The organism is Nocardia grenadensis, assembly GCF_050942415.1.
GTDB lineage: Bacteria > Actinomycetota > Actinomycetes > Mycobacteriales > Mycobacteriaceae > Nocardia > Nocardia grenadensis.
Genome location: NZ_CP192054.1, coordinates 1,077,908 through 1,104,276, shown reverse-complemented (window position 1 = coordinate 1,104,276; position 26,369 = coordinate 1,077,908). Strand labels below are relative to the sequence as shown.

The 26,369-nt window shown below is 68.7% G+C and carries 25 protein-coding genes; 15 read left to right on the top strand and 10 right to left on the bottom strand.

The window, feature by feature from the left end:
* Positions 1 to 42: 42 nt before the first annotated feature.
* The 10 genes from clpS (at position 43) to rdgB (ending at position 7,018) form a co-directional block, all read left to right on the top strand.
* Entirely contained in the window at positions 43 to 405 is a 363-nt protein-coding gene (gene clpS, locus ACQPYS_RS04890) for an ATP-dependent Clp protease adapter ClpS (protein WP_063041095.1), read from the top strand.
* A 21-nt stretch (positions 406 to 426) separates the two neighbouring features.
* Complete coding sequence (locus ACQPYS_RS04885) at positions 427 to 996, top strand: DUF2017 domain-containing protein (RefSeq protein WP_063041093.1); 570 nt, start codon at positions 427 to 429, stop codon at positions 994 to 996.
* The gene (locus tag ACQPYS_RS04880; RefSeq protein WP_431940610.1) at positions 993 to 2,054 is read left to right on the top strand and encodes a P1 family peptidase; all 1,062 of its coding nucleotides are present in this window, start codon (positions 993 to 995) and stop codon (positions 2,052 to 2,054) included. The genes ACQPYS_RS04885 and ACQPYS_RS04880 overlap by 4 nt, the downstream gene beginning before the upstream one ends.
* A gap of 195 nt (positions 2,055 to 2,249) precedes the next feature.
* A complete protein-coding gene (locus ACQPYS_RS04875; RefSeq protein WP_433491790.1) occupies positions 2,250 to 2,672 on the top strand; it encodes a Mov34/MPN/PAD-1 family protein in 423 nt (140 codons plus the stop codon).
* Positions 2,673 to 2,722: 50 nt separating this feature from the next.
* Positions 2,723 to 3,001 (top strand): MoaD/ThiS family protein, encoded by a 279-nt coding sequence (locus ACQPYS_RS04870; RefSeq protein ID WP_063041087.1) that lies wholly within the window; start codon positions 2,723 to 2,725, stop codon positions 2,999 to 3,001.
* A gap of 4 nt (positions 3,002 to 3,005) precedes the next feature.
* Complete coding sequence (locus ACQPYS_RS04865) at positions 3,006 to 3,968, top strand: PLP-dependent cysteine synthase family protein (protein ID WP_063041085.1); 963 nt, start codon at positions 3,006 to 3,008, stop codon at positions 3,966 to 3,968.
* Between the two features lie 70 nt (positions 3,969 to 4,038).
* Positions 4,039 to 4,758 carry a rhomboid family intramembrane serine protease gene (locus ACQPYS_RS04860; RefSeq protein ID WP_084481697.1) on the top strand — a complete coding sequence of 240 codons (720 nt, stop codon included), beginning with the start codon at positions 4,039 to 4,041 and terminating at the stop codon, positions 4,756 to 4,758.
* Positions 4,759 to 4,827: 69 nt separating this feature from the next.
* Positions 4,828 to 5,592, top strand: coding sequence for a cyclic nucleotide-degrading phosphodiesterase (locus ACQPYS_RS04855; protein ID WP_431940611.1), 765 nt, complete (start codon positions 4,828 to 4,830; stop codon positions 5,590 to 5,592).
* Between the two features lie 44 nt (positions 5,593 to 5,636).
* Positions 5,637 to 6,410 carry a ribonuclease PH gene (gene rph, locus ACQPYS_RS04850; protein WP_433491789.1) on the top strand — a complete coding sequence of 258 codons (774 nt, stop codon included), beginning with the start codon at positions 5,637 to 5,639 and terminating at the stop codon, positions 6,408 to 6,410.
* Positions 6,410 to 7,018, top strand: a complete 609-nt coding sequence (gene rdgB, locus ACQPYS_RS04845) for an RdgB/HAM1 family non-canonical purine NTP pyrophosphatase (protein WP_431940612.1) — start codon at positions 6,410 to 6,412, stop codon at positions 7,016 to 7,018. The genes rph and rdgB overlap by 1 nt, the downstream gene beginning before the upstream one ends.
* 15 nt (positions 7,019 to 7,033) lie before the next feature.
* Here rdgB and ACQPYS_RS04840 read toward each other — a convergent pair whose 3' ends face one another.
* The 3 genes from ACQPYS_RS04840 to ACQPYS_RS04830 form a co-directional block, all read right to left on the bottom strand.
* Positions 7,034 to 7,333: a DUF3817 domain-containing protein gene (locus ACQPYS_RS04840; RefSeq protein WP_245664774.1), complete on the bottom strand. Its 300-nt coding sequence runs from the start codon at positions 7,331 to 7,333 to the stop codon at positions 7,034 to 7,036.
* A gap of 65 nt (positions 7,334 to 7,398) precedes the next feature.
* Positions 7,399 to 7,905: a transcriptional regulator gene (locus ACQPYS_RS04835; RefSeq protein ID WP_431940613.1), complete on the bottom strand. Its 507-nt coding sequence runs from the start codon at positions 7,903 to 7,905 to the stop codon at positions 7,399 to 7,401.
* Positions 7,906 to 7,978: 73 nt separating this feature from the next.
* On the bottom strand, positions 7,979 to 8,854 hold the full coding sequence (locus ACQPYS_RS04830; RefSeq protein ID WP_431940614.1) for an oxidoreductase: 876 nt from the start codon (positions 8,852 to 8,854) through the stop codon (positions 7,979 to 7,981).
* A gap of 126 nt (positions 8,855 to 8,980) precedes the next feature.
* On the opposite strand from ACQPYS_RS04830, the gene ACQPYS_RS04825 reads away from it, so the two are divergent.
* Positions 8,981 to 11,023: an ATP-dependent DNA helicase gene (locus tag ACQPYS_RS04825; RefSeq protein WP_433491788.1), complete on the top strand. Its 2,043-nt coding sequence runs from the start codon at positions 8,981 to 8,983 to the stop codon at positions 11,021 to 11,023.
* 10 nt (positions 11,024 to 11,033) lie between these two features.
* On the opposite strand, the gene ACQPYS_RS04820 is transcribed toward ACQPYS_RS04825, so the two are convergent.
* From ACQPYS_RS04820 to glgP, 3 genes are all read right to left on the bottom strand, one after another.
* Positions 11,034 to 11,576 (bottom strand): DoxX family protein, encoded by a 543-nt coding sequence (locus ACQPYS_RS04820; RefSeq protein WP_433491787.1) that lies wholly within the window; start codon positions 11,574 to 11,576, stop codon positions 11,034 to 11,036.
* A gap of 99 nt (positions 11,577 to 11,675) precedes the next feature.
* Positions 11,676 to 13,037, bottom strand: a complete 1,362-nt coding sequence (locus ACQPYS_RS04815; RefSeq protein WP_431940617.1) for an NCS2 family permease — start codon at positions 13,035 to 13,037, stop codon at positions 11,676 to 11,678.
* Positions 13,038 to 13,478: 441 nt separating this feature from the next.
* Complete coding sequence (gene glgP / locus ACQPYS_RS04810) at positions 13,479 to 16,019, bottom strand: alpha-glucan family phosphorylase (protein WP_433491786.1); 2,541 nt, start codon at positions 16,017 to 16,019, stop codon at positions 13,479 to 13,481.
* Positions 16,020 to 16,584: 565 nt separating this feature from the next.
* On the opposite strand from glgP, the gene ACQPYS_RS04805 reads away from it, so the two are divergent.
* Together ACQPYS_RS04805 and glgB are read left to right on the top strand one after the other, a co-directional pair.
* Positions 16,585 to 18,588 carry a maltotransferase domain-containing protein gene (locus tag ACQPYS_RS04805; protein ID WP_433491785.1) on the top strand — a complete coding sequence of 668 codons (2,004 nt, stop codon included), beginning with the start codon at positions 16,585 to 16,587 and terminating at the stop codon, positions 18,586 to 18,588.
* A gap of 7 nt (positions 18,589 to 18,595) precedes the next feature.
* Complete coding sequence (glgB, locus tag ACQPYS_RS04800; RefSeq protein WP_433491784.1) at positions 18,596 to 20,752, top strand: 1,4-alpha-glucan branching protein GlgB; 2,157 nt, start codon at positions 18,596 to 18,598, stop codon at positions 20,750 to 20,752.
* 358 nt (positions 20,753 to 21,110) lie between these two features.
* Here glgB and ACQPYS_RS04795 read toward each other — a convergent pair whose 3' ends face one another.
* From ACQPYS_RS04795 to ACQPYS_RS04785, 3 genes are all read right to left on the bottom strand, one after another.
* A complete protein-coding gene (locus ACQPYS_RS04795; protein WP_063041059.1) occupies positions 21,111 to 21,959 on the bottom strand; it encodes a tetratricopeptide repeat protein in 849 nt (282 codons plus the stop codon).
* 61 nt (positions 21,960 to 22,020) lie between these two features.
* Complete coding sequence (locus tag ACQPYS_RS04790) at positions 22,021 to 22,389, bottom strand: DUF3817 domain-containing protein (RefSeq protein ID WP_063041057.1); 369 nt, start codon at positions 22,387 to 22,389, stop codon at positions 22,021 to 22,023.
* 78 nt (positions 22,390 to 22,467) lie between these two features.
* Positions 22,468 to 23,646, bottom strand: a complete 1,179-nt coding sequence (locus ACQPYS_RS04785; RefSeq protein ID WP_063041055.1) for an acetyl-CoA C-acetyltransferase — start codon at positions 23,644 to 23,646, stop codon at positions 22,468 to 22,470.
* A 418-nt stretch (positions 23,647 to 24,064) separates the two neighbouring features.
* Here ACQPYS_RS04785 and mce point away from each other — a divergent pair, with 418 nt between their 5' ends.
* Entirely contained in the window at positions 24,065 to 24,538 is a 474-nt protein-coding gene (mce, locus tag ACQPYS_RS04780) for a methylmalonyl-CoA epimerase (protein ID WP_039822866.1), read from the top strand.
* Between the two features lie 86 nt (positions 24,539 to 24,624).
* A complete protein-coding gene (locus ACQPYS_RS04775) occupies positions 24,625 to 25,641 on the top strand; it encodes a hypothetical protein (protein WP_039822873.1) in 1,017 nt (338 codons plus the stop codon).
* A gap of 420 nt (positions 25,642 to 26,061) precedes the next feature.
* On the opposite strand, the gene ACQPYS_RS04770 is transcribed toward ACQPYS_RS04775, so the two are convergent.
* Positions 26,062 to 26,367: an ATP/GTP-binding protein gene (locus ACQPYS_RS04770; RefSeq protein WP_433491783.1), complete on the bottom strand. Its 306-nt coding sequence runs from the start codon at positions 26,365 to 26,367 to the stop codon at positions 26,062 to 26,064.
* Positions 26,368 to 26,369 lie beyond the last annotated feature (2 nt).

Sequence of the window (26,369 nt, the reverse complement as noted above, 5' to 3'; positions counted from 1 at the left end):
CCGGGTGTTGTGAATTACTCCACGCGTCGTACTCTTGAATTCATGGCCTTGTGCAACACCGCACCCCGCTCATCGACGACAGAGGTCCTCCTCGGCACCTCGGGTGTCACGTTGTCGGCGGCTCAGGCGACACCGGAGGCCGTGGAGTACACCGAGATCCTCGAGGCCGAGGATCGGCCGTGGGTCACCGTGGTCTGGGACGATCCGGTCAACCTCATGCACTACGTCGCCTACATCTTCCAGAAGCTGTTCGGCTACAGCAAAGCCAAGGCGACCGAGCTGATGCTCAAGGTGCACAACGAGGGCAAAGCGGTCGTATCGTCGGGATCGCGGGACAAAATGGAACAGGATGTCCGCCGCCTGCACGCGGCAGGCCTGTGGGCCACCATGCAACGAGACGACTGATCGGACGGTTACCGTAGCGACGTGCGTAAATGGAGCCGGAAGAACTCATTGAGCGGTCTCAAACTGCGGTCGGAGATGGATGCGCGCGAAGCCAGCGTGCTGCGCTCGCTGGTCGGAGCGGTTTCGGGTCTGCTGGGTGAACGCGCATCGTCGGCCCCCGAGGACGAGCTCGCCGCTCTCACCGGTCTGCGCAGCGGCAACACCACGCCGCCCGACGACCCGCGACTGGCCCGGCTGCTGCCCGAATTCCATCGGGCCGAACCGGGCTCCCCCGATGCCGAACGAGCCGATCTGAACAGCGCGCTGCGCGGACTGCACGAGCCGGAGATCATCGATGCGAAACTGGCCGCCGCCGGAGTGGTGCTGAACACCCTCCCCGAGGACGGCGGCAAGATCGTGATCACTCCGGAAGAGGCCGATTCCTGGCTCACCGCGCTCACCGATGTCCGGCTGGCCCTCGGCGTGGTGCTGGAAATCGACGCCGGCACGCCCGAGCAGTTCCCGCCCGACGATCCGCGCGCGCCCCATCTGGACGTCTATCACTGGCTCACCTGGATGCAGGACTCTCTGCTGCAGGCAATGGCCCCGTGACCGCCGCGCCCGGCGCGCGGAACGCGCTCACCGATGTGACGGGTCTGCTCGTCGGCCACCACGAGGTACTCGACCCGGACGCGACCCGCGGCTCCGGTGCGGCCACCGGCTGCACCGTGGTGCGCGCGCCGGGCGGCGCGGTCGCCGCGGTGGATGTCCGCGGCGGCGGCCCCGGCACCCGGGAGACCGATCTGCTCGATCCCGCGAACACGGTCCGGCAGGTACACGCGATCCTGCTCAGCGGCGGCAGCGCCTACGGACTGGCCGCCGCGGACGGGGTCATGCGCTGGCTGGAGGAACACGGCGAAGGGCTGCCCATGTCGCCCGAGGACCCCGCCCGCGTGGTCCCGATCGTGCCCGGCGCCGTGATCTTCGACCTTCCGGTCGGCGATTGGAACACCCGCCCCACCGCCGCATTCGGTTATCACGCGGCCGACGCCGCCGGACCCGATTTCCTGCGCGGTTGCGTAGGCGCCGGGACCGGGGCCCAGGCAGGCGCGCTCAAAGGCGGTATCGGTAGCGCCAGTATCCGGTTCGACGAGGGCATCGCCGCCGGACTCACGGTGGGCGCGCTGGTCGTCGCCAACCCCGTCGGATCGGTGTTCGACCCCCGCACCGGCATACCGTGGGGCGCGGGTACCGACGGACCCGAGTTCTTCGGCCTACGTCCCGGTACGGCGGAGGAACTCGCGGCCGCGAACGCGCTGGCGGTGAAGGGAACCGTCCTCAACACCACGATCGGCGTGGTCGCCACCGATGCCCCCCTGGATCCGGCCGGCTGCCGCCGACTGGCCACGGTCGCCCACGACGGTTTGGCCCGGGCGGTCCGCCCAGCCCATTCCCCGCTCGACGGGGACACCTTCTTCGCGCTGGCCACCGGCACCGCGACACCGCCGGAGGGGCCCCGCCTGCCTGCCGCGTTCCCGGCCGATCTGGCGGTGCTCGACGCGCTGGGCACCGCGGCGGCGGTCTGCGTCGAACGCGCGGTGGTCGACGCCATCCGCACCGCCCACTCCGTGGCCGGCATCCCGGCGTACAGCGACCTGTTCGGTGCCTGATCGCCGCGCCCCCGGGGCGGCGGGCCGGAGCCCCGGTGACCCCGGCCGCGACAGTGACCCGTCCCGGATCACGCGGAGGTGCGCGCGGCGCGAACAGGGGGCCGTGTGGGATGCCGGGAATACCCGAATATCCTCGGCAGTTGTCGGCTGTGACCGGTCGGTGATGGCCGTGCCAAGAGGTGGAAGGGTTCGATTGTGCTCGTGATCAGGGCCGACCTGGTGGATGCGATGGTCGCGCACGCGCGCGCCGACCATCCCGACGAGGCCTGCGGCATCATCGCGGGGCGCGAAGGGTCGGACCGGCCCGAGCGTTTCGTCGCCATGATGAACGCGGAGCGGTCGCCTACCTTCTACCGTTTCGATTCCGGCGAACAGTTGAAGGTCTGGCGGGCCATGGACGACGCCGACGAGGAGCCGGTGGTGATCTACCACTCGCATACCGCGACCGAGGCCTATCCGAGCCGTACCGATATCTCCTACGCCTCCGAGCCCGGCGCCCACTACGTGCTGATCTCCACCCGCGACGCCGCGCGGCACGAGCTGCGCAGCTACCGGATCGTCGACGGCAAGGTCACCGAGGAGCCGGTACAGATCGTCGAGGCGTACGAAACCGCCTGACCGCCAAAGTTTTCCGACCCACACACCGAGTACTAGCGAGGAGCAGCACCATGCCGGTCACCGTGTCCATCCCGACCATCATGCGTACCCACACCGGAGGCGAGAAGCGCGTCGCGGCCGAGGGGTCCACACTCGCCGCGGTGATCGAGAACCTCGAGGCCAACCACCCGGGACTGGCCGAGCGGCTGCTCAACGAAGGCAAGCTGAACCGGTACGTCAATATTTATGTCGACGACGAGGATGTGCGGTTCTCCGGCGGCCTGGAAACCACCGTGGGCGAGGGATCGACCGTGACGATCCTGCCGGCCGTCGCGGGCGGGGCCCGATAATTCCGTGGCACGCTACGAGTCACTGATCGCGACCCTCGGGAACACCCCGCTGGTCGGTCTGCGCACTCTGTCCCCGCAGTGGGAGGGTGAGCAGCCGGTACGGCTGTGGGCCAAACTCGAGGACCACAACCCCACCGGATCCATCAAGGACCGTCCCGCGCTGCGCATGATCGAGCAGGCCGAGGCAGACGGCCGGCTGACCCCGGGCTGCACCATTCTGGAACCCACCAGCGGCAACACCGGGATCTCGCTGGCCATGGCGGCGAAACTCAAGGGATACCGCCTGGTGTGTGTGATGCCGGAGAACACCTCGGTGGAGCGCCGCCAGTTGCTCACCATGTTCGGTGCCGAGATCATCGACTCACCGGCGGCGGGCGGTTCGAACCAGGCGGTGGCCCGGGCCAAGGAGATCGCCGCCGCCAACCCGGACTGGGTGATGCTGTACCAGTACGGCAACCCCGCCAACGCGCTCGCCCACTACGAGACCACCGGCCCGGAGATCCTCGCCGACCTGCCCGAGATCACCCATTTCGTCGCCGGTCTGGGCACCACCGGCACCCTGATGGGCACCGGGCGGTTCCTGCGCGAGAAGGTCCCGAACATCGAGATCGTGGCGGCCGAACCCCGCTACGGCGAACTCGTCTACGGTCTGCGCAATATCGACGAGGGCTTCATTCCCGAACTGTACGACGAGTCGGTCCTCACCAGCCGGTTCTCGGTGGGCCCCTACGACGCCGTGCGCCGCACCCGCGAATTGGTCCTCGAAGAGGGCATCTTCGCCGGTATCTCCACCGGCGCCATCCTGCACGCGGCGCTCGGGGTCGCCCGTAAGGCGGTCGCCGCGGGCCGCCGCGCCGATATCGCCTTCGTGGTGGCCGACGGCGGCTGGAAGTACCTGTCCACCGGCGCCTACGACGGCACCCTCGAAGAAGCCGAGGAACGCCTCGACGGCCAGCTCTGGGCCTGACGGCGCGATAACTCGGTACCCTCGGAAGCAGCGCGCCGGGAGCGGTGGCGCGTGCGAGGAGGAAATCGTCATGACCGGTGGTGGGCCGCTGGGCGCTTCGTTCGACCCCGACCGTATCGCCGCGCTCCGGCCTCCGGCGGGCGGTGGGCCGGTTTCCGGCGGCCCGGGTTCCGGCGGGTTCGCCGCCACCCGTCGCACCTGGTCGCGGGCCGGGGTCCTGACCGTCGCGTTCCTGATGGTGCTGTACCTGATCGAGTTCGTCGACATGGCGATCGACTCGTCCATCGACCGGACGCTGGGTATCGAACCCCGCGAGGTCGACGGCCTGGACGGGATCGCCTTCGCGCCGCTGCTGCACCACGGCTGGGACCACCTGATCGGCAACACCCTGCCCGTGCTGATCCTCGGGTTCCTGACCCTCGCCACCGGTATCCGCCGCGGACTGGCCGCGACCGCGATCGTCTGGATCGTTGCCGGGGTGGGCACCTGGCTGACCGGTGGCGAGAACACCGTGCACGTCGGCGCGTCCTCACTGGTCTTCGGCTGGCTCACCTATCTCATCTGCCGCGGCTGGTTCGCCCGGCGGATCGGGCAGATCGTGCTGGGGCTGGCGGTGCTGGTCCTCTACGGTTCGCTGCTGTGGGGCGTACTCCCCGGCCAGGACGGAATCTCCTGGCAGGGACACCTTTTCGGCGCTATGGGTGGACTGTTCGCCGGGTGGGTACTCTCCAGTGATGAACGTCGACACCGCCGTCAACTCAACACCGGGCCACTCGCCTCACCCCGGTGACCGTGGGCGCGGCCAGTATTTTCGGGGGATGCGGTCTTGAATCGGGAAACCTCGTGGCAGCATGGTGACATGCGCCTCACCGTCCTCGGGTGCTCGGGCAGTGTGTCCGGCCCGGATTCCCCCGCGTCGGGTTATCTGCTCACCGGTCCGGATATGTCGCCGGTGGTCATCGATTTCGGACCGGGCGTCCTCGGTGCGCTGCAGCGATTCGCCGATCCGGGCGAGGTGTCGATCTTCCTCACCCATCTGCACGCCGATCACTGCCTCGACCTTCCCGGGCTGCTGGTGTGGCGGCGCTACCACCCGATTCCCCCCGCCGGGCGGGCGATCGTCCGCGGCCCCTCGGACGCCCCGCTGCGGATCGGTAACGCCTCGGCCGAGGTCGGCGGGGAATGCGACGACTGGTCCGATGTGATCGATTTCCACCCGTGGAAAGAGGACGAGACGGTGGAGTTCGGTCCCGGCCACACCCTCACCGCGCGGCGGATGTTCCATCCGCCGGAGTCCTACGGTCTGCGGATCGTCACCCCCGCCGGCCGTACCTTCGTCTATACCGGCGATACCGCGGTCTGTCCGGCGGTCCAGGAACTCGCGCAGGGTGCCGACGTCCTGCTCGCGGAGGCGTCGTGGACCCACGATCCCGCCGATCGCCCGGCGGGCGTGCACCTTTCGGGTACCGAAGCCGGCCGTATCGCCGCGGAGGCCGGCGTCGGGGAACTCCTGCTCACCCATATTCCGCCGTGGACCTCCCGAGAAGATGTCATCGCCGAGGCCAAGGCCGAGTTCACCGGGCCTGTCCACGCGGTGTCCCCGGGCGAGTCGTTCGACCTGTAGACCCAGGCATGTCCCGGGCACGGGTACCCCACTACGCTGAGCCCGTGTCGAGACGAGCCGATGGCAGGGCGGACGACGAACTCCGCAAGGTACGGATAACTCGAGGCTTCACCACGCACCCGGCGGGTTCGGTGCTGGTGGAGTTCGGGCAGACCCGGGTGATGTGCACGGCCAGTGTCACCGAGGGGGTGCCGCCGTGGCGCCGCGATTCGGGCCTCGGCTGGCTCACCGCCGAATACGCGATGCTGCCGGCCGCCACCCACACCCGCAGCGGCCGGGAATCGGTCAAAGGGAAGGTCGGCGGGCGCACCCAGGAGATCAGCCGGCTGGTCGGCCGATCCCTGCGGGCCTGTATCGACCTCGCCGCCATCGGTGAGAACACCATCGCCGTCGACTGTGATGTGCTGCAGGCCGACGGCGGCACCCGAACTGCCGCGATCACCGGTGCCTACGTGGCGCTCGCGGACGCCATCACCTATCTGGGCGCGGCCGGTGCGCTGGCGGATCCGCAACCCATCTCCTGCGCCATCGCCGCGGTGAGTGTCGGTGTGGTGGACGGAAGGGTCCGGCTCGATCTCCCCTACGAGGAGGATTCGCGGGCCGAGGTCGATATGAACGTGGTCGCCACCGATACCGGCACCCTGGTCGAGATCCAGGGCACCGGTGAGGGCGCCACCTTCCCGCGGTCCACCCTCGACAAGCTGCTCGATTCGGCGCTGGCCGGATGCGAACAGTTGTTCGCCGTCCAGAAGGAAGCGCTGGCCCTGCCCTATCCCGGCGTACTGCCGGAGGCCACCGAGACCTCGAAGAAGAAGTGATGACGCGTCGGGTTCTGCTCGCCAGCCGCAATGCCAAGAAACTGACCGAACTGCGCCGCATCCTCGACGAGGCGGGAGTCGCGGGGCTGGAGATCGTGGGCCTCGACGATGTACCGGAGTATCCGGAAGCTCCGGAGACCGGGGCGACCTTCGAGGAGAACGCCCTGGCCAAAGCGCGCGACGGCGCCCGCGCCACACGGTTGCCCTGTATAGCCGACGATTCCGGTATCGCGGTGGACGCGCTCAACGGTATGCCCGGGGTGCTGTCGGCGCGGTGGGCGGGCCGACACGGTGACGACGGCGCCAACAACGCGCTGTTACTGGCGCAGTTGTCCGATACACCCGACGAACGCCGCGGCGCGAGTTTCGTCTCCGCGTGCGCGCTGGTGATCCCGGCGGGCGCGGAGATCGTGGTGCGTGGCGAATGGCCGGGCACCATCGCGCGGGAGCCGCAGGGCGACGGCGGTTTCGGTTACGACCCGCTGTTCCGCCCCGAGGGCGGCGAACTCAGTGCCGCCCAGCTCACCCCGGCACAGAAGGACGGAGCGTCCCATCGCGGCCGCGCGCTGGCCCAGCTCCTGCCGGCGCTCGCCGCGCTGGCGGGCTGAGCCGGCGCCGGGCGGTCAGACCCCGAAATCCCGCTTGACCTGCTGGGTGTTGCGGTGTTCGACGAAGAACGACAGCAGCGGGACCGTGCCCGCGAGCAGCGTGCCGACGGTGCGTTTGATCGGCCAGCGCACCTTCACCGCCAGGTCCGCGGTGAGGATCAGATAGATGAAGTACGCCCAACCGTGGACCACCGCGATCCAGCTGGGCGTATCGACGCCGAAGCCGTACTTGGCGATCATCTCGGCGGTGAGGAACAGCAGCCACAGACCGGTGACCCAGGCCAGGACGCGGTAGCGCAGTAGCGCCCCCGCGATCCGCCGGTCGCCGGCCGGCGCCGCGGCGCCGGCCTCGGGTGCTGTGGTGGCGTTTTCGCTCGCGGTCAACCCGCGCTCCTCTCGGTATCGCGGGCCGGGCCCGCCGGACTGCCCGCGGCGCCGTCGGCGGCGTGCAAACGGGCCAGATAGCTGTTGTATTCGGCGAGCACCGGATCGTCGTCGCGGGCGGCTCGCGGGCGTTCGGGCAGGAAACCGGCCGGGATCTCCCGCGGGCCGGCCGCCGCGGCACCACGTCGGCCGGCGAACAGTCCGATACGGGTGCGCGAGGGGCCGGACTCGGTATCCGGCGTATTCGCGCCCTCGGTGGTCACGCCGGACGGTTCGGTGCCGGCGGTCTCCGATTCCAACCGCACGAACCGGAAGTAGGCGAACAACGCGAACCCGGCGAAAAGCGGCCACTGCAGCGCGTACCCGAGGTTCTGCGCGGTGCCGCTCGCCGAGGAGAACCGCTCCCACTGCCACCAGCCCAGGGCCAGCGCGGTCAGTGCCAGCACGACCACCAGCAGGACCAGGGCCGGGCGGTGCACGGTGCGGCGAGGTGTTGCGGACACGGCTACCACGGTACCCGTCTACTACACGGGCCGTAGTGTGAGGTGGGTATCGCGGCAGCCGTATCGTCGCCGGTCAGAACTTGTAGACGACCCCGGTCAGCCGCTCGGACTCGGCCCACAGCCGCTGCCACAGGTCGGTGTTCTTGGACAGGCGGGTGGACGGGGACGCCGCCACCGGGCCCTGCGACTGGAACAACCGTGTCGGACCCCAGTACGTATCGGGATCGGCATCGGGTGTGGTGGCCGCGAACAGCGTCGAATGCGCCGCCTTCGCCGGTGCGTGCCCAACCAGCCGGATAACCGGTTTGCTCACCCAGTCCAGCGGGGTCTCGGTGCGGGTGAACAGTTCGGTGGCCGAAACTCCCGGATGCACTCCGTAGGAACGTTTCGACGAGCCGGCCGCCGCCAGCCGGCGCTGGAGTTCGCGCGCGAACATCAGGTTCGACAGTTTGGCCTGGGCGTAGGCGAGGTTGCGCTGGTAGCGGCGGTTCTCGTAGTTCAGGTCGTCCACCCATAACTTGGGGGTCTGCTTGTGGGCGATACTGGCCAGGGTCACCACCCGGTCGCGCATCCGGTCCAGCAGCAGCCCGGTCAGCGCGAAATGGCCGAGATGATTCACCCCGAACTGGGTTTCGAAACCGTCCACGGTCCGCGAGAACGGCACGTTCATCAGACCGGCATTATTGATGAGCACATCGAATTCCCCGGTCTGCTCGGCGAATTCCCGGATCGAGGACAGGTCGGCCAGGTCCAGTCGGCGGATCCGGAGGTCGCCACCGATGGCATCGGCGACCTCCTGTGCCTTCTCGGTGTTGCGGCAGGCCATCACGACAGTGGCCCCTTTGCCGGCGAGTACTTTTGTGGTCTCGGCTCCGAGTCCGCCGTTGGCGCCGGTGACGACGAATATGCGTCCGCGCTGGTCGGGTATCTGATCAGGTTTCCACGCCATGGTCAGACCTTACTTCTGAGTAAGATTGCGGGGAAGGGCGGTCCGCGCCTGCGGTGCCGAGCGGGCAGGACAGGCCGGGCCGCGACTGGGCGCACAGCTGTCGGTGCGGCGCAGTAGGCTGCCCGAGTGCCCGAACTCCCGCCCGTATCAGAACTGCTGGCGACCGCTGTGACCGCGCTCGGCGGTAAGGAACGCCCGGGTCAGATGACGATGGCCGCGGCGGTGGACAACGCCATCGAGAACAAAGAGCATCTGGCCGTCCAGGCGGGGACGGGCACCGGGAAATCGCTCGCCTATCTGGTGCCCAGCCTGCGGTACGCGGTGCGGACCGGACGCACAGTGGTGATCTCCACGGCGACCATCGCACTCCAGCGCCAGCTGGTGGACCGGGACCTCCCTCGCCTGGCCCAGGCGCTCACGAAACCGCTGGGCCGCACGCCGGAGTTCGCGATCCTCAAGGGCCGCAACAACTACCTGTGCCTGAACAAGATCAACAGCGCCGTCCCGGAGGAGCCCGCCGAGGCCGAACTGTTCGACGCGTTCGCGGTCTCGCGGCTCGGCCGCGAAGTAAAACGGCTCAACGAATGGGCCTCCGATACCGAGACCGGCGACCGCGACGAACTCGCCCCGGGCGTCGGCGACCGCGCCTGGCGGCAGGTGAGCGTGTCCGCGCGCGAATGCCTGGGCAAATCACGCTGCCCGTTCGGGCAGGACTGCTTCGCCGAACTGGCCCGGGCCGAATCGGCGCAGGCCGATATCGTCGTCACCAATCACGCCCTCCTGGCCATCGACGCCATCAGCGGTGTGCAGGTACTGCCCGAACACGATCTGGTGGTGGTCGACGAGGCACACGAACTCGTCGACCGGGTCACCGGGATCGCGACCGCCGAATTGTCCGCCACTGCCATCGGCACCGCGGCCCGGCGTTGCGCGAAACTCATCGACGAGCGGGAGGTCGACCGGCTCGAGGAGGCCGCCGAGGCCTGGCACACCGCGCTCGACGAACTGCCGCCGACCCGCTGGGACACGCTGCCCGAGGGCGTCGCCGGGGTGCTGGCCCTCGTCCGGGACGCCGCCTGGAACGCCCGCACCGCGCTCAATCCGCAGGGCTCCGGCGGCAACGATCCCGAGGCCGCCGCCGGCCGGAACATGGCCATCGCCGGTGTGGAGGAGATCCACGACAGCGCGGTCCGCGCGCTCACCGCCTTCGACGAACCCGACCCGGCGGTCCGCCGCGATGTGGTGTGGCTGTCGGCCGACGAGATCCGCGGCGTCACCCGGCGCACCCTGCGGATGGCGCCGCTGGCCGTGGGAGGGCTGCTGCGCAGCCAATTGTTCGGCGCCGCAACGGTCGTCCTCACCTCGGCGACGCTACAGATCGGCGGGAACTTCGACGGTCTGGCCCGCACCTGGGGCCTGCCGCCGCAATCGAACAGCCACGTCGATCCGGCGATGGCCAACAGCGCCGAGGCACCGAGCGACGCCGATACCGTGCGCTGGTCCTCGCTCGACGTCGGTTCGCCGTTCGATCACGCCAAATCCGGGATCCTCTACGTCGCCAAACACCTGCCGGCGCCGGGCCGCGACGGCCTGCCCCCGGCCTACCTCGACGAGATCGAGCGCCTGGTGGGAGCCGCGGGCGGACGCACCCTCGGGCTCTTCTCGTCCATGCGTGCGGCCAAGGCGGCCACCGAGGTCCTGCGCAAACGCCTGGACACCCCGATCCTGTGTCAGGGCGAGGATTCCACCGGCGCCCTGGTACGCAAATTCGCCGACGACCCGGAAACCTCCCTGTTCGGCACCCTCTCGCTCTGGCAGGGCGTCGACGTGCCCGGGCCCTCGCTGAGTCTGGTGATCCTGGACCGTATCCCGTTCCCCCGGCCCGACGATCCGCTGCTGGCGGCACGGCAGCGCGCGGTGGAATCGCGCGGCGGCAACGGTTTCCTCACCGTCGCCGCGAGCCACGCGGCCCTGCTCCTGGCCCAGGGCACCGGACGGTTGCTGCGCAGCGTCGACGACCGCGGCGTCGTCGCCATTCTCGATCCACGGCTGGCCACCGCGCGCTACGGCGGTTTCCTGCGCGCCTCCCTGCCCCCCTACTGGGAGACAGCCGATCCGGCCGTCGTGGAGAAGGCACTGCGCCGGCTCTCCGCCGCCGCGACCGTCTGATCTGACCAGCTCAGAGCACCGACTCGAAGGTCAGGACGAGCACCGCGGCGACCGCGGCCACCGCGACCGCGACCAGGCCCCACACCACACCGCCGCGCGCCCACGCACGGTTGCCGTCCACCGAGAAACGGCCCGGGCCGGTGAACGCCAGGGCCGCCGCCGCCACGGCGTAGAGCAGACCCGGCTCGTACCCCTTGCCGGTGAGCAGCCCGCCACTGAAGGTCGTATTGATGATGACGATGGTGGTACCCAGCACGATGGCCGCGCCCAGTGGGGACAGCGCACCGAGAGCCAGCAGCAGACCACCGGTGAATTCACTGAGCCCGGCCAGCGTGCCGAAGAAGCTGCCCGGGTTGAAGCCCATCTTCTCGAAAGCGGCATTGTTCGCGGTCAGGCCCGGACCATCGAACCAGCCGAAGAGTTTCTGGCTGCCGTGTGAGGCGATGAGCAGACCGAAGACCACCCGCAGGATCAGCAGGCCGATATCGGTGGACAGGGTGCGGTTTCCGGTCGCCGGTACCGCGGTGCGGTCCAGCGTCGACTCGACTGTCATATGAACCCCTCCTTGCTATCCGGATAGTTGGCCACGGAAACAAACGGACCGGGGTCCCCCTATTCAATTCATCGGTTGCCGACCCGGCCCGCTCTCAGACTATTCCGCCAGGAAGAAGAAGTATCCGAGGAAAATGAGGGTCAGCGCCCACATCACCGGATGCACCTCACGGATCCGGCCGCGGGCCACCATCACCACCGGGTAGAAGATCATTCCCATGGCCAGCCCGTTCGCGATGGAGTACGTCAACGGCATCATCACGATGGTGATGAAGGCCGGGACCGCGAACTCCAGCCGGGACCAGTCGATATCCCCCAGCGACCGGGCCATGAGCACCCCGACCACGATCAGCGCGGCCGCGGTCACCGCCCCCGACGCCGCCACCACCGAGAAGATCGGATAGCAGAACATGGCCACCGCGAACCAGGCGGCCGTCGCCACCGCGGTCAATCCGGTTCGACCGCCCGCGGACACCCCGGCCGTCGATTCGACATACGCCGTCGTGGTGGAGGTACCGATCACCGCACCGGCCATGGTGCCCACGGCGTCGGCGGATAACGCGCTCGCGGCCCGTGGCAGCTCCCCCTTGCTGTTCAGCAGGCCGGCTTGGTTGGCGACCCCGATGAGCGTGCCCGAGGCGTCGAAGAAATCGACGAACAGCATGGTCAGCACCACCACGATCATCTGCGCGGTGAACGCGTCGGGCAGATGGATGATCGCCTGCCCGAAGGTCTGGTCCAGCCCCCGGGGCAGCGCCGCGACACCGTCGGGCACATCCACCAGACCGGCGACCATCCCGACCACCGCGGTCAGCACGATGCCGTACAGCACCGCCCCGTGCCAGCCGCGGACCAGAAAGATCACCGTGACCACCAGGCCGAACAGCGCCAGCACCGTCGTGCCCTGGGTGAAATCGCCGAGCTTCACCAGCGTCGAATCACTGTCGACCACAATGCCGGCGTTCTTGAGCCCGAGAAACGCCACGAACACGCCGACCCCGGCCGCGACCGCCAGTTTCAGCTGCAGCGGGATCGCGTTGAGGATCTTCTCCCGGATCCTGGTCAACGCGAGCACGAGGAAGATCACACCCGAGAGGAGGGTGCCCGACAGCGCGACCTGCCAGGGAATCCCCATACCCAGCACGACCGAGAACGCGAAGAACGCGTTCAGGCCCATCCCTGGCGCGAGCGCGATCGGATACCGGGCCCACAATCCCATGACCAGGGACCCGGCCACCGCCGAGACCGCGGTCGCGGTGAACACCGCCTGGGTCGGGATGCCCTGATCGCCCAGCGCGCCCTGGTCACCCAGGATGGACGGGTTGACCGCCAGCACGTAACACATGGCCAGGAACGTCACCGTGCCCGCCATGAGCTCGCGGCGCATGGTCGACCCGTGCACCCCGACAGCGAAGTAGGTATCGATTCGCCCGCGGGTCCGGGTCAGAAGATCGGTGGCCATGGGACCTCCAGTCGGCTGGATAGAACACCCGCCCACGCGCGGACGGGAAGCGGACCGGAGTCCGGCAGGAACTCGCCGGGCACCGTTCCGGCCGGCACCCGGCGCGTACGCGCCGAACCGAACCGGAAGAGGCGACAGCCCATATGACCCCTACTGGTGAGCGCGCAGTACCCAGCGGGAGGTCCGGCGCCCGGCAGCGCCAGTGTGGAACGGTATCCGATACCTGTTACGACGAAGTCGCCAGCACCCCGACGGTGTGTGGCCCCGGTTCGCGGACCACAGGCACCCCGGCGGGGCCGACATGACAGACGCGACTCCGCGTATCCGGACGCGTGCCCCGCGACGGAGCCGGCGGCGGGCGCTCCCGGCGGCATACCCGGCCCGTCCATGCCGGAGCCGGCGGCGGAGAGGCGGGTCGCGCTCATTCGCCGACCCGGGCCGTCAGGCGTTGACCACCCGGCCCGGCTCCGCGGGTGTGGCCAGCAGATCGTGGGCCGGCAGCACCCGGACCGTATAGCCGACCGTACCCGCACATGGCAGCGAGGTCTCGACGGTGAAGACCGTGAGCGTGGAGTCGCCGGACTCCGCCCCGGTACAGGACATCGTGACGGTACCGATGTCGGTCAGCTCGTCCTCGGGCGTGACCCGCCCGAGGACGGCCTCGACCGTCACATCGTCCGGTCCGAGACCACCGAGGTCCACCCGCGCGGTCAACGACAGTGGCGCCCCGATTACCGGAGTGTCCGGAAGACCGGCCGCCTCCACCTGCGCCACCCGTACGCTCGGCCATGCGTTCTCCAGCCGCCTGCGGTACTCGGCGAGCTCCCGGGCGCCCCGCAGATTCTCCGCGGTGACCCGCCGCGCCGTCGTAGCGGTCGGCAGGTAATAGCGCTCGGTGTACTCGCGCACCATCCGGTCCGCGAGCACTTCCGGCCCGAGAACGCGCAGCGTGTGGCGCACCATCTCGACCCAGCGGCGGGGAATGCCGGTCGCGTCGCGCTCGTAGAAACGCGGCGCGACCGTTCGCTCCATCAGCTCGTAGAGTGCGCTCGCCTCCAGATCGTCGCGGCGCTCGTCGTCGGACACGCCGTCGGCGGTCGGGATCGCCCACCCGTTCTCACCGTCGAACATCTCGTCCCACCAACCGTCCCGGATCGACAGGTTCAACCCACCGTTGAGTGCCGATTTCATCCCGGACGTGCCGCACGCCTCCAACGGCCGCAGCGGATTGTTCAACCACACATCACAACCCCAGTACAGGTAGCGGGCCATCGACATGTCGTAGTCGGGCAGGAACACGATCCGGTGCCGCACCGCCGGATCATCGGCGAACCGCACCACCTGCTGGATCAGCGCCTTACCGCCCTCGTCCGCGGGATGGCTCTTACCCGCCACCACCAATTGCACCGGCCGGTCGGGGTCCAGCAGTAGATCACGCAACCGCCGCGGATCGCGCAGCATCAGGGTCAACCGCTTGTAGGTCGGGACCCGGCGGGCGAAGCCGATGGTCAGCACCTCGGGGTCGAATACCGAATCCACCCAGGTCAGTTCGGCCTCGGCCGCGCCCCGCTGCCGCCACGACTCCCGCAACCGCCGCCGCACCTCCCGGACCAGCTTCGCGCGCAGCGTCCCGCGGATCTCCCAGAGCCGCTCCGGCGCCAGCTCACCCAGCGCCTCCCAGATCCGCGGCCGGTCGCCGGTATCGAGCCCGTCGCCCCATTCCCGGGCGGCCCAGGTGGGCGCGTGCACACCGTTGGTCACCGAACCGATCGGTACCTCGGCGGCATCGAAACCGGGCCACAACGAGTCGAACATGCTCCGGCTCACCGCGCCGTGCAGGCGGGAGACGCCGTTCGCGCGCTGCGCCAGCCGCAAACCCATATGGGCCATATTGAACACCGCGGGATCGTCCTCCCGGCCCAGCGCGATGATCCGATCCACCGCGATCCCGGGCAGCAGCGGCGATTCCGATTCCCCGGACGACCCGCCGAAATACCGGTGTACCAGGGAGAGCGGGAAACGGTCGATTCCGGCCGGCACCGGCGTATGCGTGGTGAACACGGTCCCGGCCCGCACCGCCGCCAGCGCGGTATCGAAATCGTGGCCCGCGGCCAGATACTCCCGGATCCGCTCCAGCCCCAGGAAACCCGCGTGTCCTTCGTTCATATGGAAAACCTCGGGATCCGGGAGCCCGGTCGCCGCGGTGTAGGCCCGGACCGCCCGCACACCACCGATACCGGCGAGGATCTCCTGCTCGATCCGGTGTCCTTGGTCGCCGCCGTAGAGCCGGTCGGTCACCGACCGGAGGTCCGGATCGTTGGCCGCGATATCGGAGTCCAGCAGCAGCAACGGCACCCGCCCCACCTGCGCGATCCATATCCGTGCCGCCAGCACGCGCCGGTCCGGCATCGCCACGTGCACCAGCACCGGCGCGCCGTCGGCGGCCAGCAACCGCAACGGCAGCTCCTGCGGATCCAGTGCCGGGTATCGTTCGACCTGCCGGCCGTCGGCGGTCAGCGATTGCCGGAAATACCCGGACCGGTAGAGCAGCCCCACCCCGATCAGCGGCAACCCCAGATCCGATGCCGCTTTCAGATGGTCCCCGGCCAGGATTCCGAGCCCACCCGAATAGTTGGGCAGCGCCTCGGTCACCCCGAACTCCATCGAGAAGTAGGCGATCCCCCGCACCCCCGGATCCGGGACCGGGCGATTCAGATACGCCCGCAGATCCGCGGCCACCGCATCCACGCGCGCACAGAAATCGGCGTCGGCGGCGAGTCCGTCCAACCGCTGCGGTGGCACCTCCGCCAGCATCCGTACCGGATCGTGCCCGGTCTCCGCCCACCGGCGCGGGTCCAGGGCGGCGAATACATCCTGGGTCGGACCGTGCCACGACCAGCGCAGATTGGTGGACAGCTCGTCCAGCGCGGCCAGCCGCTCCGGCAGGTGGGCGCGGACGGTGAACCGACGCAGTGCCTTCATCCGCCCGAGCTTAGCTGTGTATATTTGCGCGCCTTCGGCGCGCGGGTCGGGGCCCTGTGACCCCGATTATTCCCTCCTGCGCTCCTTCGCTCCGTCGGTCCAGAATCGGGGGCGGGCCACGACCATAGAGGTAGACCATCCGGAGGAGACAGAAGAGGCACGCCGCCGACTTCGCTCGCGCCGGTTCCCACTACCGCAGTCGTTGCCAATAACGTAGTGAGGTTAACGTCCCTCATGTCCGAAGGCAGGAGATTTCCGGCTCAGACTGCAACCGCACCACCATCCCGGAGGAGGTGATCCACTTGTCTTACGTTGTCCTCATGGGTCACCACGAACGAGGCGTACCGGTGCCCCAACGAATCCTGGGTGGTGCGCACACTCGTCGGTTCGGACGGCGACTCGCGCGACCGCACCACCTGAATACTGATGCCCTTGGCCAACACCAACCGGCCGCCGCGCAGCCCGAACCCGCGCCGGGTGTATTCCAGCGACGGCAGTACCTCTGGAAAGGAGGACGGCGCTTTCCCTCCCCCGTGAACGGGAGAGTATCCGCGCCGAATATCTGATGACCGGCCGCATCGCCATCGATGACACCGCCCCGCACGTCCCCGGCGGCTACCCGGCGAAGGCCGTGGTCGGGGAGGTTTTCCCGGTACGTGCCGTGGTGTGGCGGGACGGGCACGGCGCGGTCGGCGCCTCTCTGGCGGTGCGTGCGCCGGGCTCGTCGCGGTCGGTGCGGGTCCCGATGACCCCCGACTACGAACCCGATGTCTTCAACGGTGTCTTCACGCCCACGGCACCCGGGTTGTGGCATTTCCGGGTCGAGGGGTGGGCGGATTCCATCGCGACCTGGCGTTCGGCGGTGGAGGCGAAACTGGCGGTCGGGCAGAGCGCGGCGGACCTGGCCAACGATCTGGAAATCGGGGCCCGGCTGCTGGACCGGGCGGCGCAGGCGGTGCCGAAGCGGGAGTTCGAGCGGCTGCGGGCGGCCGCGGCCGCGCTCCGCGGCACCGACCCGCTCCCGGCGCGGGTGGCTCCGGCATTCACCGACGAAGTCGCCGAGATCCTGCGGCGGACGCCGTTGCGGGAGCTGCTCACGCGCGGGCCGCAGTATTCGGTGCTGGTGGAACGCTCGCGGGCCCGCACCGGGTCCTGGTACGAGTTCTTCCCCCGCTCGACCGGTGGGCGCGATGCCGACGGAACCCCGGTGCACGGCACCTTCGCGACCGCCGCGAACGCACTGCCCCGGATCGCGGCGATGGGGTTCGATGTGGTCTACCTGCCGCCGATCCATCCCATCGGCCTGGTGAACCGCAAGGGCCGCAACAACGCGCTCACCGCGGGCCCCGGCGAGGTCGGGTCACCGTGGGCGATCGGTTCGGCCGAGGGCGGTCACGACGCGTTCCACCCGCAACTGGGTACCGAGGCCGATTTCACCGCCTTCGTCCGCACCGCGACAGAGCTCGGTCTCGAGGTCGCACTGGATCTGGCCCTGCAGTGCGCGCCCGACCATCCGTGGGTGAGCGCGCATCCGGAATGGTTCACCACGCTGCCCGACGGCACCATCGCCTACGCCGAGAACCCGCCCAAGAAGTACCAGGACATCTATCCGCTCGATTTCGATCACGACCCGGACGGCCTGTACGCCGAGGTGCTGCGGGTGGTGCGGTACTGGGTCGGGCTCGACGTGAAGATCTTCCGGGTCGACAACCCCCACACCAAACCGGCCGATTTCTGGGAGTGGCTGATCGCCGCGGTGCGCCGCACGGATCCGGACGTGATCTTCCTGTCCGAGGCGTTCACCTATCCCGCGCGGCTCTACGGTCTCGCGCGCCGCGGATTCAGCCAGTCCTACACCTACTTCACCTGGCGTACGCATAAACACGAGCTCACCGAATTCGGTCTGGAACTCACCGCCAAAGCCGACGAAGCCCGGCCCAACCTCTTCGTCAATACACCCGACATCCTGCATGAGAGCCTGCAGCACGGGGGTCCCGGTATGTTCGCGATCCGCGCGGTCCTGGCCGCGACCCTGGGCCCCAGCTGGGGGGTGTACTCGGGTTACGAACTGTACGAGCACCGGGCCGTACGCGCCGGTAGCGAGGAGTACCTGGATTCGGAGAAGTACGAGCTGCGACCGCGCCCGTTCGCCGAGGCCCGCGCCCGCGGCGAATCTCTCGAGCCGCTACTCACCCGGCTCAACGAGATCCGCCGCCGGCACCCGGCGCTCCAGCAGTTGCGCTGCCTGCACTTCCACCACATCGACAACGACAACCTGCTCGCGTATTCGAAGACCGACCCCGCCACCGGCGACGCCGTCCTGGTCGTGGTGAACCTGAACCCCTTCACCGCCGAACAAGGCATGCTGTCGCTGGACCTGCCCGCCGTCGGCCGGGAATGGCACGACCACCCGGTCGTCCACGACGAGATCAGCGGCGAGCAGTACCACTGGGCGCAGACCAACTACATCCGGCTCGATCCCGCGCACGCGGTCTCCCACATCATCGCGCTGCCCCCGGTACCCCATCACGCCCGAGCCGCCCTGGCGTACCGGCGCGGGTTCCGGTGACGCCGTGATGGATCGCCGCGACCTGCTGCTTCTCGCCGCGGGCACCCATCCCGACCCACATACAGTGCTCGGCGCGCACCCACACCCCGACGGCACCGCGGTACGGGTGCTGCGACCCACCGCGGAGTCGGTGTCGGTGCTGGTCGGCGGGGTCGATCATCCGCTGGACCTGCTGGGGCACGGACTCTTCACGGCCGTGCTGCCGTACCCGGAGATCCTCGACTACCGGATCGTCACCGTGCATCCGCGCCGACCGGCCACCGTGACCGCCGACGGCTACCGTTTCCTGCCCACCCTCGGCGAGCTGGATCTGCACCTCATCGGCGAGGGCCGGCACGAACGACTGTGGGAGGTACTGGGCGCGCATCCGCGCACCTATCGAGGTCTCGACGGTGAAGTCACCGGTGTCTCCTTCGCGGTCTGGGCGCCGAACGCCCGCGGCGTCACCGTTTTCGGCGATTTCGACCGCTGGCAGGGTGGTACCTGGCCGATGCGCTCGCTCGGGGCGTCGGGAGTGTGGGAGGTCTTCGTACCCGGCGCGGCGCCCGGCGATCGCTACAAGTACCGGGTGCACGGGGCCGACGGACGGATCGCCGATCACGCCGACCCGGTCGCCTTCGCCACCGAGGTCCCCCCGGCCACCGCGTCCGTCGTCGCTTCGGCCGAGCACCGCTGGACCGACTCGGGCTGGCTCACCGCCCGCGGCCACACCGATCCGGCGCGGGCCCCGTTCAGTGTCTTCGAAGTGCATCTCGCGTCCTGGCGTCCAGGACTGGGCTACCGCGAACTCGCCACCGAACTCAGCGAATACGTACGCCACCTCGGTTTCACCCATGTCGAACTGCTCCCCGTCGCCGAACATCCCTTCGGGGGCTCCTGGGGATATCAGGTCACCTCGTACTACGCCCCGACCGCACGCTTCGGCAGCCCGGATGATTTCCGCGCCTTCGTCGACCATCTGCACGCCGGCGGTATCGGCGTCATCCTCGACTGGGTACCCGCGCATTTCCCGCGCGACGCATGGGCCCTGGCCCGGTTCGACGGCACCCCCCTATACGAGCACCCGGACCCGCGCCGCGGCGAACAGCCCGAATGGGGCACCTACGCGTTCGATTACGGACGGCCCGAAGTACGCAACTTCCTGGTCGCCAACGCCCGGTTCTGGGTCGAGGAATTCCATATCGACGGCCTGCGGGTCGACGCGGTCGCGGCCATGCTGTACCTCGACTACGCCCGGCCCGGCGGCGGCTGGGAACCCAATGTCCAGGGCGGCCGCGAGAACCTGGAGGCCGTCGCGTTCCTCACCGAACTCAACGACAGCCTGCGCGCCTCGTATCCGGGTGTCGTCACCATCGCCGAGGAATCCACCACCTGGGCCGGCGTCACCCGCGCCACCGAGGTCGGCGGGCTCGGCTTCTCCATGAAATGGAATATGGGTTGGATGCACGACACCCTCGGCTATCTGGGCCGGGATCCCGTGTACCGCACCTGGCACCACAACGAGATCACCTTCTCGCTCATGTACGCGTGGAGCGAGAACTATGTCCTGCCCATCAGCCACGACGAGGTCGTGCACGGCAAGGGCACACTGTGGACTCGGATGCCCGGCGACGAGTTCGCCAAAGCCGGCGGGGTCCGCGCGCTGCTCGCCTACATGTGGGCCCACCCGGGCAAGCAACTGCTGTTCATGGGCCAGGAGTTCGGGCACTACCGCGAATGGTGGCACGACCACGGTCTCGACTGGCATGAACTCGACAATCCGCTACACCGCGGTATCCAGCTGCTGGTCGCCGACCTCAACCGGACCTACCGCGATCATCCCGCTCTCTGGAGCCAGGACACCACCCCCGGCGGCCACTCGTGGATCACCGCCGACGACCGCGAGTCCAATGTCCTGGCGTTTCTCCGCCACGGCGCCGACGGCAGCACGGTCGCCTGTGTCTGCAATTTCTCCGGCACCACCTACCGTGACTACCGCATCGGCCTGCCCGCCGCCGGGCAGTGGACGGAAATCCTGAACACCGACGCGCTCGAGTACGGCGGCACCGGCTCCGGCAACCTCGGCACGGTCCACGCCGACCCGGTGAGCCGGCACGACCGTCCTGCCTCGGCCGCCCTCACACTCGGCCCACTCAGTGTCATCTGGCTGATCCCGCGCCCCTGACCAGCCACACGTTCCCCGGAGATCAGCGATGACTTGGCGGCGCCCCGGCCGCCTTCATTAATGGGTCGTCTCGCCGAAATCCACGCACGCGGGTTACGTCGGCATGCGATGTCCGGACCGGCTGCCGACTCGACCGCTCGGCCACCCCTGTTTCGGATCGACTTCACGAACGGCAGCCCCCGCTCGGTGCCGAGTCTTACGAGGCCCGGAAAGGGTTGCCCCTTGGCCGAAGGTGCTCAATGGTCGCATTCTATGGACGGTCCACCGCACATCGCATGCGGCGAAGCCGCGAGTCCCGAGGCCTGAACGGCGGGACCGAGGGGGCCTCGACCCCGCCGCCGGAGGCGGCGCCATAGATTCAGTACAGCGCGGTGGCCAGTTTGCGGCGGGCCGCCACCACGAACGGCTCGGCCTGGTCGAAAAGTTCGAACAGTTCCAGCAGCCGGGTCCGGACCGTGGTGCGTTCGTCACCGGCGGTCCGGGCAACCAGGGCGATGAGCCGGTCGAACGCGGCCTCGGGCTGCTGTTGGAAGAGTTCCACATCGGCGGCATCGAGCGCGGCCGCGACATTGCCGGGGTCCGCGTCGGCGGTGGCGATCGCCGATTCCGGGATTTCCTGCGCCCGGCGCAGGAACTTCACCTGCCGCAGTGCCGCCTTGGCCTCGGTATTGCCGGGCTCCTGGGCGACGATCGACTCATAGGCCGATTCCGCACCCGCCAGTTCGCCCTGTTCGAGCAGTGCCTCCGCTGCTGTGAACCGCGGATCGGCGGGCTGCTCCTGAGGCGCGTCCGAGTCGCCCTCGAGTTTGCCCTCCACCGCCTGCACGACGGCGGTCAGCCATTGCGAGACCTGTGCTTCGGGCTGGTTGCCCTGGAAATCGGCCAGCGGTTGTCCGCCCGCGACCGCGATCACCGTCGGGATGCCCTGGACGCCGAAGGCCTGCGCGATCCGCATATTGCTCTCGGCTTCGACGGCGGCGAGATCCCAGGTGCCGTTGGCCTCACCCACCAGCCGCTCCAGCAGCTGGACCAGTTCGATGCTGCCGGGACTGCGCTGTGAGTACAGCGCCACCACGACCGGTACCTGGGCGGAGCGGCGCAGCACCTTGGTCTCGAAATCCGCTTCGGTGACCGTATGGTCGCCCGTAGCGGCCGGCGCACCCGCGGGCGGCTGCTTCAGGGCGGACAGATCCACCGCCCCGGACATGGCGGCGGCTGCGGCGGGTGAAGGACGACGGGATGCTGGTCGAGTCACAGGCTCCAGTTTGTCACGAGGAGGCCGCGAGGGTCTGCGGGGACTCGGTGGCGCCGGCCGCACTCAGCTCGCCCAGCTTGCCGGTGCGTACGGCCCACACCTCGAAGACGACCGTGAAGAACGGTGGGATGCTGGACAGCAGCGCCAGCACCGTGGTCTTCCAGTTCCATTCGAGCTCCCGCGCGGCCAGCAGCGCCGCCAGCAAGAACAGGACGAAGATGCCGCCGTGTATCGGGCCGAAGATCTTCACGCCGATCTCGTTACCCTCCGCGGGGAGGTACTTGAACGCCATTCCCACCAGCAGGCCCAGCCAGGACAGTGCCTCGAGCACTGCGAAGAAGCGGAACCTGCCGGCAACGGTACCCAGACCAAGGAAGTTCATGCGCCCATTGTGCACTAGCCACTACACGGTGTCGTAGTCGAACCGGTCACACCGGTCACACAAGACAAACCGGGCGGTCTATACCTTCACGATCAGCGCGTCGCCCTGACCGCCACCGCCACACAGCGCCGCCGCACCGATCCCGCCGCCGCGACGCTTCAGTTCCAGCGCCAGATGCAGCACGATTCGCGCACCCGACATCCCGAGCGGATGCCCGACCGCGATGGCGCCGCCGTTGACGTTCACCTTCGCCGGATCAATCCCCAGCTTGCGAGTCGAGGCGATACCGACCGCCGCGAACGCTTCGTTGATCTCCACCAGATCCAGATCGGCCGGGGCGATACCCTCCTTGGCACACGCCTTGGCGATCGCATCGGCCGGCTGGTCCTGCAGGGTCGAATCCGGGCCGGCCACCACACCCGCCGCACCGATCTCGGCGATCCAGCTCAGCCCCAGCTCCTCCGCCTTGGCCTTGCTCATCACGACCACCGCGGCCGCACCGTCGGAGATCTGCGAAGCAGACCCGGCGGTGATCGTCCCGTCCTTACGGAATGACGGACGCAACCTGGACAGCGATTCCGCGGTGGTGTCGGCCCGGATCCCCTCGTCCTGCCGCACCACGACCGGATCCCCCTTGCGTTGCGGCACCTCCACCGGTGCCACCTCGTCGTCGAAGATCCCGTTCTTCCAGGCGGCGGCAGCCCGCTGATGCGACGCCGCGGCGAACGCGTCCTGATCGGCCCGGGTGATCGGGTCGGCGTCGTTGCGCTGCTCGGTGAGCGCGCCCATCGCCTGGTCGGTGAAGATATCGTGCAGCCCGTCGTAGGCCATGTGATCACGCAGGGTCACGTCACCGTATTTGAATCCCTCGCGGCTCTTCTCGAGCATATGCGGGGCGCGGCTCATCGATTCCTGCCCACCGGCCACCACGATCTCGTACTCCCCGGCCCGGATCAGCTGATCCGCGAGCGCGATCGCATTGATCCCGGACAGGCACACCTTGTTCAGCGTCAGCGCGGGTACATCCATCGGGATACCGCCCGCCACCGCGGCCTGCCGGGCCGGAATCTGTCCCGCGCCCGCGGTGAGCACCTGGCCCATGATCACGTAGTCGACCTGGTCGCCCCGGACGCCGGCCTTCTCGAGCGCCGCGGCGATCGCGAACCCACCCAGATCCGATCCGCTGAAATCCTTCAGACCGCCCAGCAGCCGGCCGATCGGGGTACGCGCACCGGCCACGATCACGGAGTTGGTCACGACGAGCCTCCTGTATCTGTTGCGTCGCCGACGGCGGCGCGGGGCCGGGGCCCTCGGGCCCCGGGCTGTGTTCATCTGCCCCGCCTTCGGCAGGGTCGGGATCCTCGCGACCCCGGTTCCCCACTCCGGCGTTCCGGAATCGGGGCGGGCGCCGACCACAGAGGTGACCGGCCCGGGAACGGCCTCGCCCGGCTCCCGGGTTTCGGCCCGGGACGTGCGCGATTCGACCCCGCGAACCGCGTGTCACCCGAAAGCGACGCGCGACGCGGACTACTCCACGGTAGCTTGCGGTCCCCCCGGATCGGCGTGCAGGGATGCGCGGCACACCTCGTCGAGATTTGAGGGCGGCCGCCCTCTCTTGAGCCCGATCCGGGCGGGTACGCGACCGCGGCACGGTGGAACGCGCTACTTTCGAAGGGTGAGCACCGCTACCCCGTCATCAGAGTTCATTCCCGCCGACTACATCGTCGCGGTCGACCACGTCGGTATCGCAGTTCCCGACCTGGATACCGCCGTCGCCTGGTATGCGGAGAACCTTGGCCTGGTCGAAACCCACCGGGAGGTCAACGAGGAACAGGGCGTTCAGGAAGCGATGCTGTCCGCGCCCGCCGCCGAGGACGATTCGACTGCTCTGCAGTTGCTGGCGCCGCTGGACGAAACCTCCACCATCGCGAAGTTCATCGATCGCAGCGGCCCGGGCCTGCAGCAGCTGGCCTTCCGGGTCACCGATATCGAAGCCGTTTCCGCATATCTACGCGATCGCGGCATGCGCCTTCTCTACGAGGCGCCGCGACGCGGAACCGCCGACTCCCGTATCAATTTCGTCCATCCGAAGGATGCTGGCGGTGTGCTGGTCGAGTTACTGGAACCGGATCCGAATGTTACGCACTAGTCTCGAGATCGGGCTGTAAGGAGACGCTCCGATAACATTCCCGGTCGGCTCACCATGCGCAGGTCTCAGGCTGTAGTTTGTTGGCCATGTCGTCACCCGAGTCCGATCGCAATCGCTTCGTTGCGCTGCCCTTCACCGTTGTGCGCAAGGGTTATGCGCAAGACGAGGTGCGTAACTATTTCGACCGCTTCGATGCCGAGTTGCGGGTTACCGCCACCGACCGCGACGCCGCCGCCGCCCAGGCGCGGAACCTCGCCAGTCAATTGGAAGACGCCCGCGACGAAATCGACGAGCTCCGCAAGGAAGTCGACCGGCTGTCCGTACCGCCGACCACCGCGGAGGGGATGAGCGACCGCATCTCCCGCATGTTGCGATTGGCCTCGGACGAGGCGTCCGAGGTTCGCGCGCTCGCCCAGGCCGAAGCCGCCGAGATGGTTTCCATCGCGGAGCAGCAGGCCACCGAAATGCGCGGCAAATACGAATCCCTGCTGGCCGAAACCAAGGAAAAGCGCGAAGCGCTGGAAATCGAATACGAGCAGACGCTGGCGAATGCTCGTACCGAATCCGCCAAGATCATCGATGCCGCCCAGGCCGACGCCGAGCGCCTGGCCAAGGAGTCCGAGGCCAAGCGCAAGGCCACGCAGCAGGACTTCGAGGTCACCATGGCCGAGCGGCGTACCAAACTGACCCGCGCCATGGAGGAGCTCGAGGCCACCAGCCGGGCCGAGGCCGCCCAGCGGATCAAGGACGCCACCGACGAGGCAAACCGCCTCATCACCTCGGCGACCCAGACCTCCGAGCGCAAGATCGCGCATGCGAAGGAACTGGCCGAGGAGATGCGCGTACTGCGCGGCCGGGTCCTGGCCCAGCTGCTCGGTATCCGCGGCCAGCTCGATTCGGTGCCGGCCATGCTCGCGGCCGTGAACCGGGAGAGCGAACTGCTCGACGGTGTGCCCGAGCAGCCGCGTAAGTCCATCGGCAGCGGTCAGAACAACAAGTCTGTGAACGGCCCGCGTCAGAAGGCCATCCCCGAGGTGAGCTCCGAGGACGATTCCGACGATATCCTCGAGGAAGAACGCGAGAACGCCGACATCAGCCACTGAGCTGCTGTCGGAACGTACACGGCGACACCGGAACACCGAAAGATCCGAAGGCCGCTCCCACCGGGGCGGCCTTCCTCATATCCGGAGTCCGGGGCCGGGCGGAGGAAACATGAGCCGCGCTCCGTGGCGCACGCGCCGCCGGCTCCCACCGCCCTCCTCGGAACTCTCTCGACGACGGGCTGTTTGCTACTCGAGACACCGAACAAGGGCGTTGGCGGCTTGCGACGGGCACCCTGCGATGGTCCTCGAGGCACCGTTGCCGGCCCGAGCCGAGTGAGTCCGGCGCTGCGAGGCATGGAAAACGCTCTCGAACGCGGCGGCGTGGGTGGCCGCGCCGAGCAACAGGCACAGACAGATCGTGCCGTCGGCGGGAGTTCCGCTTCGGCCGGCCGCGGAGAGCTCGGCCGCGCAGGTACGCCGCTAGGACCACCGCCGGGTGATCCCCCGGGTTCCCCGGCCGTTCCAGCAACCGCCGTGCCAGTGCCGGCGGTCGGTCTCGCCGCTGCCGACCGGCCAGGCCACCACATGCGGCACCCCCGGCATGATCTCGTGGTCACAGCCCGGACAGCGGTAGCGCTTCACCGCACGTGCCCCCGGCACCGTACGGACGACGTACTCGTCCCCGTCCGGCCCCGATTCCGTCCGGCGGTAGACATCACCGAATCCGCCACCGATCCGCGGCGGCTCCACGCGGGAGCGCGCACTGCGCGGATTTCGTCGTGGCATGA